Source organism: Paraburkholderia sp. 2C (assembly GCF_054589215.1).
In genome coordinates, this window is record NZ_BAAILL010000032.1 from 325,641 (window position 1) to 339,439 (window position 13,799).

Below are 13,799 nucleotides of genomic sequence, written 5' to 3' on the forward strand. Positions count from 1 at the left end.
TGCCGTTGCGTCGGCTGCATTCACCGGTTGCACGACCTTGCCAGCGTCCAGCGCGGCGCAGCACTCCGGCAGTACATGCGTGGGCCCAGTGAGCTACTGCGATATTTACTTCGGCTCCTAGCCGCCGCAAACGTGACCTCGGGAGCGTCGTTGCGCGGCACGGCGACATCGATCGCGACGAAGAGCGGCCGCAGTCGTTCGGCGCCGGCATTCACGGCTACATCGGCTACAGGTTGGCGCTGATCGGGCTCGAGACAGCACTCAGTGTGCTGCTCGAGCGTTTGTCCGGTCTCGAACGCTGTGAAAGCGACAAGCCGACCCGGAATTAACATGGCAATCCGCGCGGCGTGGCTTCACTGGTTGCACAGCGGTGGCATCCACGAACCGAAAGCGAGCCCGTTCAGTGCGCGTCGGGCGGAGGTGCGGTATTGCCGGTCGCCCGCGTAAAGAACGCGCCGACGAGACCCACGCCGAAGCACAGCGCGACGGCCAGAAACGTATCGGCGAAGGTCAGCGTGAGTGCCTCGCGCATCACCAGCGACTGCAGCATGCCCATGCTGGCATGGGCGGCATTGATCGTATGGCCGGCTACGTGCGAGAGCCGCTCGGCCTGCTGCTGCAGAAACGCCCCAACTACCGGTCTGCCGGCACTGACATGCTCCGCCAGAATTTCATAATGAAAATTCAGGCGATCGTTTAACATCGTGCTCACCACCGCGATGCCTATCGCACCACCGAGATTTCGCATCAGATTGAAAAGCCCGCTCGCCGCTCTGAGCCGCTCAGGCGGCAAGGACCCTAAAGCCAGAATGACAATCGGAGGAATGGCAAACTGCTGACCGAATCCGCGTAGCGCCTGGGGAAGCAGCAGTTGCTGCCAGCCCCAGTCGTTGGTTAGCGGTACATAAAGGCAGCAGCCGATACCGAACATCGCGAGACCTGTCATCATCAGATAGCGCATGCTGATAAATTTGGCGAGCAGGCTGTAGACCACCATGCCGAGCAACTGGAAGCATCCGACGGACAGTAGCGCGATGCCGGTTTGAAGCGAATCGAAGCCTCGCACACGCGTGAGAAACACGGGCGTCAAATAAACCGTGCAAAAGATGCCGATACCGATGATGAACGACAAAACGCTGCAGATCCCGAAGTTTCGGACCGCCAGCGCACGCAGATCGACAATCGGTTCGCGGGCGGTAAATGCATGCACGAGAAACAGGAAACCACATATAGCGCAGATCCACGTACACGCGAGAATCGCGTCGTCGCCTAGCCAGTTCTTGCGCGGCCCCTCCTCGAGCACATACTCAAGGCACCCCAGACAGGCGGACATCAGCAATACGCCTAAATAGTCACCCTTCTTGAGCAAGGACAGATTCGCGTGATCGAAATTGACATACCGCGGCACCAATAACGTAACGATGATGCCCGGTACGACATTCAGGTAGAACAGCCAGTGCCACGACCACTCGGCCGTCACCCATCCCCCGATAACCGGCCCGATCGTCGGCGCTAGCGTCGAGAGCGCACCGATGGTCGTCGATGCGATGAGTCGTTGCTTCGGTGGGAAGATCACGAACACGGTGGTGTAGACCGTGGGGATCATGGCGGCGCCAAGCGCACCTTGCAGACCGCGGAACAGGATCATCGAATCGATATCCCATGCGAGCCCGCAGAGCATGCTGGTGATCGTGAAACCGAGTGCGGAGAACGCGAACACCCAGCGCGTTGAAAAAACCCGGGTCAGCCAGCCCGACATCGGAATGACGATAATTTCTGCGATCAGGTAAGCCGTCTGTACCCATGAAAGCTCGTCCTGGCTAGCGGAGAGTCCACCGCCAATGTCACGAAGCGATGAAGCGACGATCTGGATATCAAGGGTTGCCATGAAGAAGCCAAGACACATGATGCCGAACGCAAAGAGCTTCGTGCTCGTAGGCAGGTCCATGGGATTCGGCAAAGGCGCGGCGGTCGAAGAGCTCATGTCGTTTGGTGTATATGCACATATTAACAAGGATTAAAAGCGATATGCCTTGGCCGGCCGTCACCTGAGGCACTTCCATGACACCGGCTGGCGCGTCTGCTGCGATGCCCTTTGAAAACAGCCGTTGACGACTGAAATTACACGGCCTAAAGTGTAGCCTAACATACGTTAGGTAGAAAGATGAGCGGATGGCGACATGTTAGCGAATCCGTCGCCGCTACCTGTCGCTTCATCAACCGTCGGAGTCCGACCATGAAGTCAGAAATCTTGTATCAGGACGCAACGGGCCTGGCTGAATTGATCCGCACAAAGGAAATTTCGCCGGTCGAGGTCGTTCAGGCGCATCTTGATCGAATCGAAGCCATCAATCCCAAAGTCAACGCTATCGTCACCGTTGCAGATGACGCGCTAAGGGCCGCGAAGATCGCGGAGACCGCGGTGCTGCAAGGTCACGAACTTGGACCGCTGCACGGTGTGCCCTTCACCGTGAAAGACTCCATCGACACTGCGGGCGTGCTGACGCAACGCGGCTCGCTGATTTTCAAGGGGCGCATACCCGACACCGACGCCACCAGCGTCGCGCGCATGAAAAAGGCAGGCGCGATCCTGCTGGCGAAGACAAACCTCCCTGAATTCTCCTACTCGTTCGAAACCGACAATCTTCTCAGCGGCCGTTCGAACAATCCGTGGGACCTCGAGCGCACACCGGGCGGTTCGAGCGGTGGGGAATCGGCGGCCATTGCGGCAGGTATGTCGCCGATCGGGCTCGGCACCGATCTCGGGAACTCATTGCGCGGACCCGCCGCGCAGACCGGCATCGTGTCGCTCAAGGCGACGCACGGACGGGTACCAATGACGGGAGTCTGGCCGCGCGCGCCGCGCCGCTTCTGGCATGCGGGCCCAATGGCTCGCAGTATCCGTGACCTCGCACTCGCATTTTCACAGCTGCGCGGTCCCGACGGCCTGGACGCTTTCGCGACCAGCACGGTCCCGTTAGATGCGGGAATCGGCGATTCGCCCCGTACGAAGCTGCGCGTGGGCTGGATGGTGGAACCCGGCTTCGGGCCAGTCCATTCCGAAGTCGCCGACACAGTTAAAGCGGCAGCGGAAGCGCTAAAGCACGTTGGATACCTTGTGGAGCCCGTACGCATACCCGCGCTCGAGCGAGACTTCGCTAATGACGTGTTCAACCGTCTGCACGTGATGGAAATGAAGCGGGAATTCGCAGAAGCCACTGCCGGGCGCAATCACGACGAACTGTACAAGACGACCCAAAAAATGCTCGCGCGGCCCGACGTATCGATAAAGGACTACATTGACGCGGAACAGGCCGTCGAGCGGCTGCGCGACGGATACGCCGAATTTTTCATGAAGTACGATGCGTTGATTACGCATGTGTTGCCGATACCGGCTCACCAACATGGTCTCGACTCATTCACCGTCAACGGCCAGACCGTGGACACCAGCTATATCCGGGGCGCGGCGGTACCGCTTAACGTCACCGGCTTGCCTGGCATCTCGATGCGGTTCGGTACGAGTCAGGAAGGGCTGCCGATCAGCGTTCAGGTCGTCGGCAGCTGGCAGGCCGAGTCGACCATCCTGCGTCTCGCAGGCATGCTCGAATCGGTCAGCCCGGTTCGTCACCTGCATCCCGACCTTTGAGCAACAATATCTTGCGCGGCAGCGCGGCATGCCACGGAGAGCCCCCTTTCACGCATATAGAAGGTCAAACATGCAATTGAATAGTCTGGCAAGAGCAGGCGTGCGTTTTCTCGTTTGTTCAGCGCTTGGTGTGTCACTGCCTGCTTTCGCTTCACAAAGTGTGATCGTGTTGAAAACGATCGCCGATGCGAACGCAGGGACGAAGCACAATGTCGATCTGGGCGAACACGGTCCGTCGCAAGGCGATATTTTTGTTTTCGATCAGCCGTTGCTGAATGCCCAGCACAAGGCGATCGGCAACAATAGCGGATTCTGTATCACCGTGCGGCCGGGCGTTTTCTCGCAATGCCAATGGACCTTGCAGCTTGATAACGGGACGATCACGATCGGTGGTCAGGAAGCAGCAACGGGACCATCGACCCTTCCAGTGATAGGCACCACGGGCGCCTATCAGCAATATCACGGCGTATTAGTCACCCAACCTCTGCCGGACGGCACGTTCAGTCAGATCGTCACGCTCCGTCGTACCGCCCAATAATTGCGGGCCCTTCCGGCGTCCTCTGCCCGGGGGCGAAGCGGACAGTCGTCAGACGAAGCTCTTGAACAGCGCACCCGTCGCTCGCCTAAGCGCTCAGTTAGCATTGCCCATGAAGGCATTGCTGCGCTTTCGCGCGGCATTTGCTCAGCGAACTCACTAAACAGAGCGGAATCATGAGCAGAGAACCCATACCTGAAGGACCTCTGGCCGATACCCGAAAAATGCTTGAGGTCCATGCCATGTTCAGGCAGCAGTTTCTTCCAGTTCCTGCATTGATCGTCGGCGTTCCGCCGAATGACCGGGAACGGACAAACCTGGTGGCGGATCACATTCGGTTCCTGTGCGCCATCTTGCATGAGCATCACACGCTTGAAGATGAGTTCCTGTGGCCCAGGCTGAAGAACCGGGGCGCTGCGGAAGCGGCCGAAGTTTCTCTTCTGATGGAGGATCACCACTCAGGCATGGCGCGCATTCTCGACCAGATCGACAATGAGTTACAGGCGTGGCGCGGCAGTACCGGCTCACAACATGCTTCGGCTTTGGCTTCGGCTTTGGCACACACGGCCGGGCGGTTACTCCCGGCGCTGCTCGACCATATGTCGCTCGAAGAATCGAGGGCCTTGCCGGTGATTGAAAAACATATATCCGCCGACGAGTGGGCGCGAATGGCCGAGGCGGGGCGCGAGCACTTCTCGCAGGAAGACTTCGCATTGGCTGTGGGCATGATCACCTGCGCGAAGCTTGAAAGCGCGCCAGAAACAGCCGTCTCTCCTTTCGAACAACAGGCGCTACAGGTTTACATGTCCTACGCCGAACGGGTACATGGGCCTGGCATTCACATTGGAATCAAACGCTAGGCCGAACGATGCGGGGCGTCTCGGGGCGTCTCCGGCCGCCCCTTGGTGCCCCGCCGCAGCGAGACGCAACGAACCATGCGCAATGCAGCACCGCCGCTATGCCGCGCGCCCGACATGATCAACGCATGACAAACGGATTCGATGGCACGCCCTCTGCGTACGAAATCCACGTGCTCTTGGTTTCCAGGTAGTGCCTCACTGCCTCGATGCCGCTTTCGCGGCCGATGCCGGAATGCTTCATGCCGCCGAACGGCATCATGTAGCTGACCGCGCGATAGGTGTTGACCCAGACGGTGCCCGCTTTCAGTGCCTTCGACATGCGCATCGCCCGTCCGATGTTTTCGGTCCACACGCCTGCGGCAAGCCCATAAATCGTGTCGTTGGCGAGGCGGATCGCCTCTTCTTCATCGTCGAACCCGATGATCGACAGCACGGGGCCGAACACTTCTTCGCGCGCAATGCGCATTGTCGGTGTGACGTCGACAAAAATTGTCGGCTCGACAAACTGGCCGCCGGGCAGCGCTGTTGCCGCTTGCCCGCCGAGCACGCAATGCGCACCTTCGGCCTTCGCAATGTCGATGTAGTCGAGGATCTTCTTATATTGCGCAGGCGTCGTGACCGGACCGATATTCGTCTGCGGGTCCATCGGATCGCCCTTCTTCGCCGAGCCGCCGAGTTCGATCAGACGCTTGGTAAACGCATCCTTGATCGAGTTCTGCACCAGCAACCGCGAGCCGGCGATACATGTCTGGCCCGTCGCCGCGAAGATACCGGAGATCGCGCCACTCGCAGCCTTGTCGAGGTCCGCATCGTCGAACACGATATTCGGCGATTTGCCCCCCAGTTCCAGCGTGACGCGCTTCATGGTCCTGGCCGCCTGCGCATAGATCGCCGCGCCCGTCGCATCCGAGCCTGTGAACGTAATCTTCGCAACATCCGGATGATCGACCAGCGCCGCACCCACCGTAGGCCCCAGTCCCGCCACCACGTTGAACACCCCGTCGGGAAAGCCGGCCTCTTTGGTCAGCGCGGCGAATTCCAGGGTCGAGGCAGACGTGAACTCCGAAGGCTTCACCACCACTGAACAACCCGCCGCGATCGCCGGCGCGCACTTCCACGCGACGAACATCAGCGGCGAATTCCATGCGGTCAGCGCACCCACCACGCCGACCGGTTCATGCGTGGTGAAGGCGAAATGATCCGGCTTGTCGATCGGCACGACACCGCCTTCGAGCTTGTCGGCAATGCCGCCGAAGTAGCGCCACCATTCAGGGTGGTAGTTGAGCTGGCCACGCATCTCGGACAGCAGCTTGCCGTTGTCGCGCACTTCGATTTCCGCGAGGCGCTGCGCGTTTGCGGCCACCAGATCGGCAAGGCGCAGCATCATTTTTCCGCGCTCCGACGCGGTCATCTTTGCATACGGCCCCGACGACATCGCCCTTTTCGCCGCCTGTACCGCACGATCCACATCTTTCGCGCTGCCTTTGGGGATGCGCGCCCATGCCTCGCCCGTGTACGGATTGATGGTATCCATCCATTCCCCGTCGACTGGCTCGGCGTATTGACCATCGATGAAGTGGTTGTAGGTTTTCATACCGACTCTCCTGGTGAATGGTTTCAGGGATAAACCGCCGGGTGACAGGAACAGTCGCGTCGAAGCCTGCACTTTCCTGACAATCAGGCTTTGATGAGGCCGTCTGCATCCCGCGTCGCTTAAGAGCGATCAGTTTAAGGCCTGGCGGTGCGTTCTGTTCCAGATCCTGCTTCCCTGGCCTGATTCACAAACGGGGGCGCGTCAGATAAATCGGGTGACCCACCAGGATGCGGTGCTCATCGACGTAGCCAGCGCCAGCTACGAGTCGGATGCGTTCGACCTCGAGGAAGCCAAGGGAGGCAAGGGAAACAAAGAAAGAGTTTCATAGAGCTTCCGATTCAAATAACGTGTGCGCGAAGCGGACCGCAGACTTCGGTGGCGCGAGGGCAAGTCCAACTCACGAAAGTGACGACGCAAACATCGCGCTGAGAGCGTGGTCATGCGGCCGCGACGTCGCGGGGAGAGACCCCAAAGTGCTGCTTGAACATACGGCTAAAGTGCGAGGGCGATTCAAAGCCGCATGTGTATGCGATCTCCTGTATCTGCATGCGGTGCTGACCGCATTGCTTTACGAGGCTATGAGCCCTATCAAGGCGCTTCTGCAGAACGTATCGCATAACAGTGGTTCCCTCCATTCGAAAGCGTCTCGCCAGGTAATTCGCCGAGATACGAAGTTCAGTGGCAATCTGGTCGATGCTCAATCGGGAATCGCCAAGACGTCTCGCGATCACTGTTTTCGCGCGAAGAACAATGATGTCGGATCGTCCGGACACGACCGAACCGGTCGAGCCGCCCAATAACGTTTCCATCATGTCCAGTGTCTGTTCACCCACTTTCTCTCGAAATTGCAAGCCTGGCAGTTCCATTCGACCGGCCATGCAGATTACGAGGTCCCTGAAGAAGGTAACGTCCGGAGATTCCAGTTCAGGAACAACGATTCGACGCGAACCGTGGGGGTATCCGCGCGCCTTGAGTGCCTGTTTGGGTATTTTTAAAGCTACGATGCGAGCCGAACTGAGAAAGCGGTCCTGAAACGACCATGCCCCGTCTACGGTCAGCACACTACCCTCGGGGAACACTCTTTCCTCACCGTGCTGTGAGATGACGACCGACCCGCTCGCAATGACCTTCACGAACACGCAATCTTCACTGACCGGGGATTTGCCCTGCGATAGGGAGACCCATGTCTGATCTTTCGCGCGGGCATCAAGGACGCCCACCTGACCGGCGTACCACGTTTTGGTCCAGGAGGTGGAATTTTCCCCGGGATCCGCCGTCATGCCACACTGATTCTCGAATTCGTACCTCCATCTCTCCCGCTGCGTTGACGAAGGGTTTGCAGGATATTCGACAATGGCGAGCGTCACGGAACATCTCCAATAGTTGATCGATACCGAACGGGAAATCATTGTGGGCGCCACATGACAAGCCGAAAAAGTGCGAGCGGTTCGTGCTTGCGCGACGCGGAGCAAACGTGCCGGTCAGTTCACGGGCCGTCAAAGAGCCTTCAACACACCTGACTTCCGTAAACTTCCACATCTGCCACCTGTTCATTGTGCCTGCGCGTACCGGAGAACATCTGGAGTGCTAGATATATTCCGGCAAGTCGTGTCTCCGGTTTCCGATGACCGTGTTACATCCAGATGTCGTCTTGTCAACCGATACGGCAGCGCATAAACGTTCTGGTCATGAATCAGGCACGTTTCAGGATAGTCGATGCGAAATGCAACGATATAAGATCGTCAGTCGTGTTTAGCGCATCAGGTTCCGTTGACGACCGATGTCGGCGTTGAATGTGCCCACGCGGGAGTGTCTGCTTGGCCACTTACCACAGCCGACGTCTTGACTGACTCGTACGACCATATCGTCGTAGGCGGCAGATCAGCGGGCGCTCTAACCTGCATGCCGCCGGCTCAGTCATCCAGCTACACCCGCAAGCGATAACCTCACCGGCGGCTTCGTTCTGCAATATGCCGATGCGCTTTCTGCTTCGATTTACGAACGCTCAACTCTCCTGATCAGAAGAAAATGGCATCGTGCCGATGCAGATACCTCATCGGCCTGATCCGGGAGCATGCAATGAATAGATGGAGATTGAGCCGGAGCATCCGCGGGCGCTTCGCTCGCGCCGCGTTCGCGACCGTCGGCATGGTTGCCGCGGGCGCGCTGCGCGCGGCACCGCTGCAAGGCTATGGCGCGGATTCGACGCAAACCTCGGTGTCGGGGCTATCTTCGGGCGCGTTCATGGCCGCGCAGTTCGACGTCGCGTGGTCGAAACATCTGGTGGGCGCCGGCATCGTCGCGGGAGGTCCGTTCTACTGCGCGGGCCTGTTCCCGCTTGCGAATCCCGCCAGCGCCGCGCAAACCCATTGCATGAATCCGAGCGGCAATGCCGGGCCGCGCGCGCAAGACGCGCTGGCGGCGGCGCGCAAGTTCGCGCGCGAGAAGCGCATCGACGATGCGAGCGGGCTCGCCTCGCAACGCATCTACGTTTTCAGCGGCACCGAGGACCATGTCGTCGCGACCCGCGTCGTCGCACAGGTGCCGCTTTTCTACAAGCTCGCCGGCGCACCCGACGACCACATCCGGTATGTCGACAGCGTGGCGGCAGGTCATGGACTCATCACGAATAACAGCGCGAATACCGCATGTGCACTGTCACAGCCACCGTTCATCAACAATTGCGGCTTCGAACAGTCGCAAGACATTCTGCGTTGGATTTACGGCCAGCTGAACGCGCCGGCGACAACGCCCGAGGGCAATCTGCTCAGTTTCGATCAGGGTCCGTTCGATCCCAACGATAAGGCTTCGCTGGGGCCGACAGGTTACGTCTATGTGCCGGCCGGCTGCGCGCAGCCGGGTAGCGCATGCCGCATTCACGTCGTTTTTCACGGTTGCCTGCAGAACGCACAGAAGATCGGCGACGTCTTCGTGCGCAGCGCCGGCTACAACGAGATCGCGGAGAGCAATCGCATCATCGTTCTTTATCCGCAGGCCGGAGCGTCGGAGAAGAATCCGCTCGGTTGTTGGGATTTCTGGGGCTACACGAGTTCGGATCCGCAGAATCCCGACTTCTATTCGAAAAGCGCACCGCAGATTGCCGCCGTTATGCGCATGATCAAGCGCCTGTCGGACCCGGTGCGCTGAACGGACTCTTCCGCCAGCGGCCGCGAACACGGCAGGCCGATTCCGGCCGCTAATTCACGCGCCAGAATGGCGTGCTGCAGCAGCTCGTGCAACTGACGATAAAGCGGGCGCTCGCCGCGGCGGTCGAGCCGCTGCGCAAAAGTCGGACAGCAGGCTGGTCCGCATCAATGGCTCCTTCATTTTCATCGAAATGGCTCTCGGGAAAAGAGCCACCGCAAATTATAGTCATCGACCATACGGTTGGGCGGCGCGGGCATGTCGGTACCCGCCGTTCACGCCCATGCGCGGCCGGACGCTGGCAAGGATTCCGCGGCGTTCCCATCAGGAAGGAAAGGACGATGACCCTGAACAATGCAAGTCTGCAGGACAGGAAGAATGCCGCGACACCGCGCGGCGTCGGCGTGATGTGCGATTTCTATGCGCAGCGCGCGCTTAACGCGGAGCTATGGGACGTCGAAGGCCGCCGCTTTATCGATTTCGCCGCGGGCATTGCGGTCGTCAATACCGGACATCGGCATCCGAAACTTGTCGCGGCACTGCGTGAGCAACTCGATTGCTTCACCCATACCGCGTATCAGATCGTGCCGTACGCGTCGTATGTGGAACTGGCCGAAAAGATCAATGCGCGCGCGCCTGGCTCGCACCGGAAGAAGACCGCGTTCTTCACGACCGGCGCCGAAGCCGTCGAGAACGCGGTGAAAATCGCACGCGCCGCAACCGGCCGCCCTGGCCTGATCGCGTTTTCCGGCGGTTTCCACGGCCGCACGATGATGGGCATGGCGCTGACCGGCAAGGTGTCGCCGTACAAGCTCGGCTTCGGCCCCTTCCCCGCCGACGTGTTTCACGCGCCGTTTCCGAATCCGCTGCATGGCGTGACGACGGCCGATTCGCTGAAGGCCATCGATCATCTGTTCAAGGCCGACATCGACCCGAAACGCGTGGCGGCGATCATCTTCGAACCGGTGCAGGGCGAAGGCGGCTTCAATCCCGCGCCGGCCGACTTCGTACGCGCACTGCGGGCGATATGCGACGAACACGGCATCGTGCTGATCGCCGATGAAGTGCAGACGGGCTTTGCTCGCACCGGCAAGCTGTTCGCGATGCAGCACTACGACGTCGTGCCCGACCTGATGACGATCGCGAAGAGCCTTGCCGGCGGCATGCCGCTGTCGGGCGTGGTCGGCCGCGCGGAGATCATGGATGCCGCCGCGCCCGGCGGACTCGGCGGCACCTACGCCGGCAACCCGCTTGCGATCGCAGCCGCGCACGCGGTGCTCGACATCATCGACAGCGAGGCGCTGTGCGCACGCGCGATATCGCTCGGCAAGCGCCTGACGGCGAAGCTCACGCAACTGCGCGAAGCCGTGCCGCAGATTGCCGAGATTCGCGGCCCGGGCGCGATGGTCGCGGCTGAATTCTGCCGACCGGGCACCAACGGCGAACCGGATGCGGCGTTCACGAAACATGTGCAGACGCGCGCGCTCGAACGTGGCCTGCTGCTGCTCACCTGCGGCGTCCACGCAAATGTCATCCGTTTTCTGTTTCCGCTGACCATCGAAGACCCCATCTTCGATGAAGCGCTTGCGACTCTTGAAACCGTGCTAAGGGAAACGGCAACGGCCGCCGCCTGATATGAATGCCTCGACCTACCCGACACCCTATTGCTCATTGACGGAGAATGGTGCGCCGGCGCAAGCGGCAAAACCATCGACGTCGTCAATCCCGCCACCGGCGGCGTAATCGGCACAGTCGCGCACGCAGGGATGACTGATCTCGAGCGCCCGGTCGCCGCAGCGCGGCGCGGCTGGGAGGCAAACCGCCTGCCTTATGGTCTGGCGGGCTGCGCGTTCGCGCGTTCGTTCAGCAATGTGCATCTGCTGTCGCACTCGCTCGAAGTCGGCATGCTGTGGATCAACCAGCCGGCTACGCCGAGTGCGGACATGCCGTTCGGCGGTGTCAAGGATTCGGGCTATGGCTCCGAAGGCGGCCCGGAAGCACTCGAGCCGTATCTCGTGTCAAAGGCGGTCACGGTGATGTCGGTGTAAGGGCGTCCGGATGCGCAACGAGCGCCGGGCGCACCGGCGTAGTGCTAGATTGCCATCCGGAACATCGAGACTGCGGTATTCAGATCGCTCGCTTGCGACTCCAGCGAACTTGCGGCCGCAGCAGCCTGTTCAACCAAGGCGGCATTCTGCTGTGTGGTTTCATCCATTTGCAACACCGCCTGGTTCACCTGGCCAATCCCCTTGGTCTGCTCCTCCGATGCGGCGGTGATCTCCGCCATGATGTCGGTCACGCGCCGGATCTCGTGTGTGATTTCGCCCATCTTTGCGCCAGCTTCGCGCACGTAACCGGCGCCTGCCTGGACACGTTCGACCGAATCATTGATCAATTCCTTTATTTCCTTGGATGCGGTCGACGAGCGCTGCGCGAGCGAACGCACTTCCGACGCCACGACCGCAAACCCTCGCCCTTGCTCGCCCGCACGCGCGGCTTCAACGGCCGCGTTCAGAGCGAGAATATTTGTCTGGAACGCGATGCTCTCAATGATGCCGACAATGTCAGCGATCTTGTCCGAACTCTCATTAATGCCCTTCATGGTTTCGACCACCCGCGATACCGCCATGCCGCCCTGTTCCGCGACAGCAACCGCCTGCGAGGCAAGCTGGTTGGCCTGACGGGCATTGTCGGCGTTCTGCGTGACGGTCGAGGTTAGCTGCTCCATGCTGGCCGCGGTCTCCTGCAGTGAAGCCGCTTGTTGCTCGGTACGCTGCGACAGGTCCTGGTTTCCCGCCGCAATCTGATGAGTCGCGGTAGCGATCGAGTGGGCCGACACCTTGATCGTGCCGATCGTTTGCGCGAGTTGCGTCTGCATGCGTTTGATCGAAAACAGGAGGCTCGACTTGTCATCCGGTGCTGTCTTCACCGCTGCAGTCAGATCGTTATCGGCGATCCGGTTAGCGATCTCGGCCGCATATGAAGGCTCGCCGCCCAGCGAGCGCAGGATGCCGCGATTGAGCAACACGACGATGGACGACAGGGCGCCGGCAAGCACCACCAGGATTCCGAGGCTCCAGTACAACGACAAACGGAACGCCGCGTCGATGTCGTCGACATAGAGACCTGTGGTAACGATCCAATCCCAAGGCTGGTATGCCGAGGCGTAGATGACCTTTGGCGACGCTTCGGTTGCTCCGGGTTTAGGAAATTCAAACGCAACAAACCCCTTACCATCGCGCTTGATGGCGGAGACTATATCCCGGTAAAAGTAAACATCGTTCCGATCCTTGACGTCGCCGACATACTTGCCAATCGACGCTGGCTGGATCGGGTGCATCAAAATCGTAGGCTTCGAGTTGAGCACGACGAAATAGCCTTCGTCGCCGTACCGCATGTTGCGGATGCTATCCATGGCATGCCGCTGGGCTTCCGCCACAGGCATGCTGCCGGTGCTGGCCTGGTCGCCAAAAGTCCTGACCACACTCAGCGCGATCTCCGATGCGTGCGTGAGTTCGGCCTTACGCTCGGCGAGACGGATGTCGCGCGTTTCGTAAGCGTTGTAGACCGATACGGCGGCCAGACATAACACGCCTAAAACCAGCGGCAGCCACAGCTTTTGAGCAAAGGACAGCTTCATATTACAAAACCCCTTTTTGAGTAAGCGTCACGACCCGCATGTTCTTCCGAACGCGTTTCTGGAACTATGTGTGTGCTAGGTAAACGGCCACTTTCCCAAAATCTGAAGAGCCGTTTCGGGATTTCATTGCTTCCAACGTGGACCGGATCTCCTCTCAATTGAAAGGTAACGGTCAAGCCAGGCATCTGAAAACTCGTTCACTAAACGAATGACCGGGCACAAGCCGATTCGCCGAGTGTTCGGTTCCTTGTCGCTCCATGACGGCTTGAAAGGCTGGACGAGGTGCTGTCGACTCAGGCCGCCCCGAAATTGCGGTTGGCTATCATCAAAAGCAGCCCGTCTGAAATCTCTTTTTTGAAGTGGTAGAAGGAGCACTTGGA

General features: G+C 59.7%; 9 protein-coding genes and 1 pseudogene. 6 read left to right on the plus strand and 4 right to left on the minus strand.

Features of this window, described 5'->3' with window-relative positions; genetic code table 11:
• Positions 1 to 400: 400 nt before the first annotated feature.
• Positions 401 to 1,984 carry a DHA2 family efflux MFS transporter permease subunit gene (locus ACYPXD_RS09650; protein WP_459710215.1) on the minus strand — a complete coding sequence of 528 codons (1,584 nt, stop codon included), beginning with the start codon at positions 1,982 to 1,984 and terminating at the stop codon, positions 401 to 403.
• Between the two features lie 252 nt (positions 1,985 to 2,236).
• On the opposite strand from ACYPXD_RS09650, the gene ACYPXD_RS09655 reads away from it, so the two are divergent.
• The 3 genes from ACYPXD_RS09655 to ACYPXD_RS09665 all read left to right on the plus strand — a co-directional run bounded on the left by ACYPXD_RS09655 (position 2,237) and on the right by ACYPXD_RS09665 (position 5,041).
• Positions 2,237 to 3,646, plus strand: coding sequence for an amidase (locus ACYPXD_RS09655; protein ID WP_459710218.1), 1,410 nt, complete (start codon positions 2,237 to 2,239; stop codon positions 3,644 to 3,646).
• A 70-nt stretch (positions 3,647 to 3,716) separates the two neighbouring features.
• Positions 3,717 to 4,184, plus strand: coding sequence for an allene oxide cyclase barrel-like domain-containing protein (locus ACYPXD_RS09660; RefSeq protein ID WP_459710220.1), 468 nt, complete (start codon positions 3,717 to 3,719; stop codon positions 4,182 to 4,184).
• Between the two features lie 173 nt (positions 4,185 to 4,357).
• The gene (locus tag ACYPXD_RS09665; protein ID WP_459710222.1) at positions 4,358 to 5,041 is read left to right on the plus strand and encodes a hemerythrin domain-containing protein; all 684 of its coding nucleotides are present in this window, start codon (positions 4,358 to 4,360) and stop codon (positions 5,039 to 5,041) included.
• A 118-nt stretch (positions 5,042 to 5,159) separates the two neighbouring features.
• Here the strand turns inward: ACYPXD_RS09665 and ACYPXD_RS09670 are convergent, their stop codons facing one another.
• Together ACYPXD_RS09670 and ACYPXD_RS09675 are read right to left on the minus strand one after the other, a co-directional pair.
• Positions 5,160 to 6,635 (minus strand): aldehyde dehydrogenase, encoded by a 1,476-nt coding sequence (locus tag ACYPXD_RS09670; RefSeq protein ID WP_459710224.1) that lies wholly within the window; start codon positions 6,633 to 6,635, stop codon positions 5,160 to 5,162.
• Between the two features lie 437 nt (positions 6,636 to 7,072).
• The gene (locus ACYPXD_RS09675; protein WP_459710226.1) at positions 7,073 to 8,002 is read right to left on the minus strand and encodes an AraC family transcriptional regulator; all 930 of its coding nucleotides are present in this window, start codon (positions 8,000 to 8,002) and stop codon (positions 7,073 to 7,075) included.
• A gap of 712 nt (positions 8,003 to 8,714) precedes the next feature.
• On the opposite strand from ACYPXD_RS09675, the gene ACYPXD_RS09680 reads away from it, so the two are divergent.
• The 3 genes and pseudogenes from ACYPXD_RS09680 to ACYPXD_RS09690 all read left to right on the plus strand — a co-directional run.
• Positions 8,715 to 9,782, plus strand: coding sequence for an extracellular catalytic domain type 2 short-chain-length polyhydroxyalkanoate depolymerase (locus ACYPXD_RS09680; RefSeq protein ID WP_459710228.1), 1,068 nt, complete (start codon positions 8,715 to 8,717; stop codon positions 9,780 to 9,782).
• Between the two features lie 338 nt (positions 9,783 to 10,120).
• Positions 10,121 to 11,413 carry a 4-aminobutyrate--2-oxoglutarate transaminase gene (gene gabT, locus ACYPXD_RS09685; protein WP_459710230.1) on the plus strand — a complete coding sequence of 431 codons (1,293 nt, stop codon included), beginning with the start codon at positions 10,121 to 10,123 and terminating at the stop codon, positions 11,411 to 11,413.
• A 78-nt stretch (positions 11,414 to 11,491) separates the two neighbouring features.
• Positions 11,492 to 11,827, plus strand: a pseudogene (locus tag ACYPXD_RS09690) (aldehyde dehydrogenase family protein); the annotation flags it as partial.
• Between the two features lie 44 nt (positions 11,828 to 11,871).
• Here the strand turns inward: ACYPXD_RS09690 and ACYPXD_RS09695 are convergent.
• Positions 11,872 to 13,419 carry a methyl-accepting chemotaxis protein gene (locus ACYPXD_RS09695; protein WP_459710232.1) on the minus strand — a complete coding sequence of 516 codons (1,548 nt, stop codon included), beginning with the start codon at positions 13,417 to 13,419 and terminating at the stop codon, positions 11,872 to 11,874.
• Between the last annotated feature and the right edge of the window lie 380 nt (positions 13,420 to 13,799).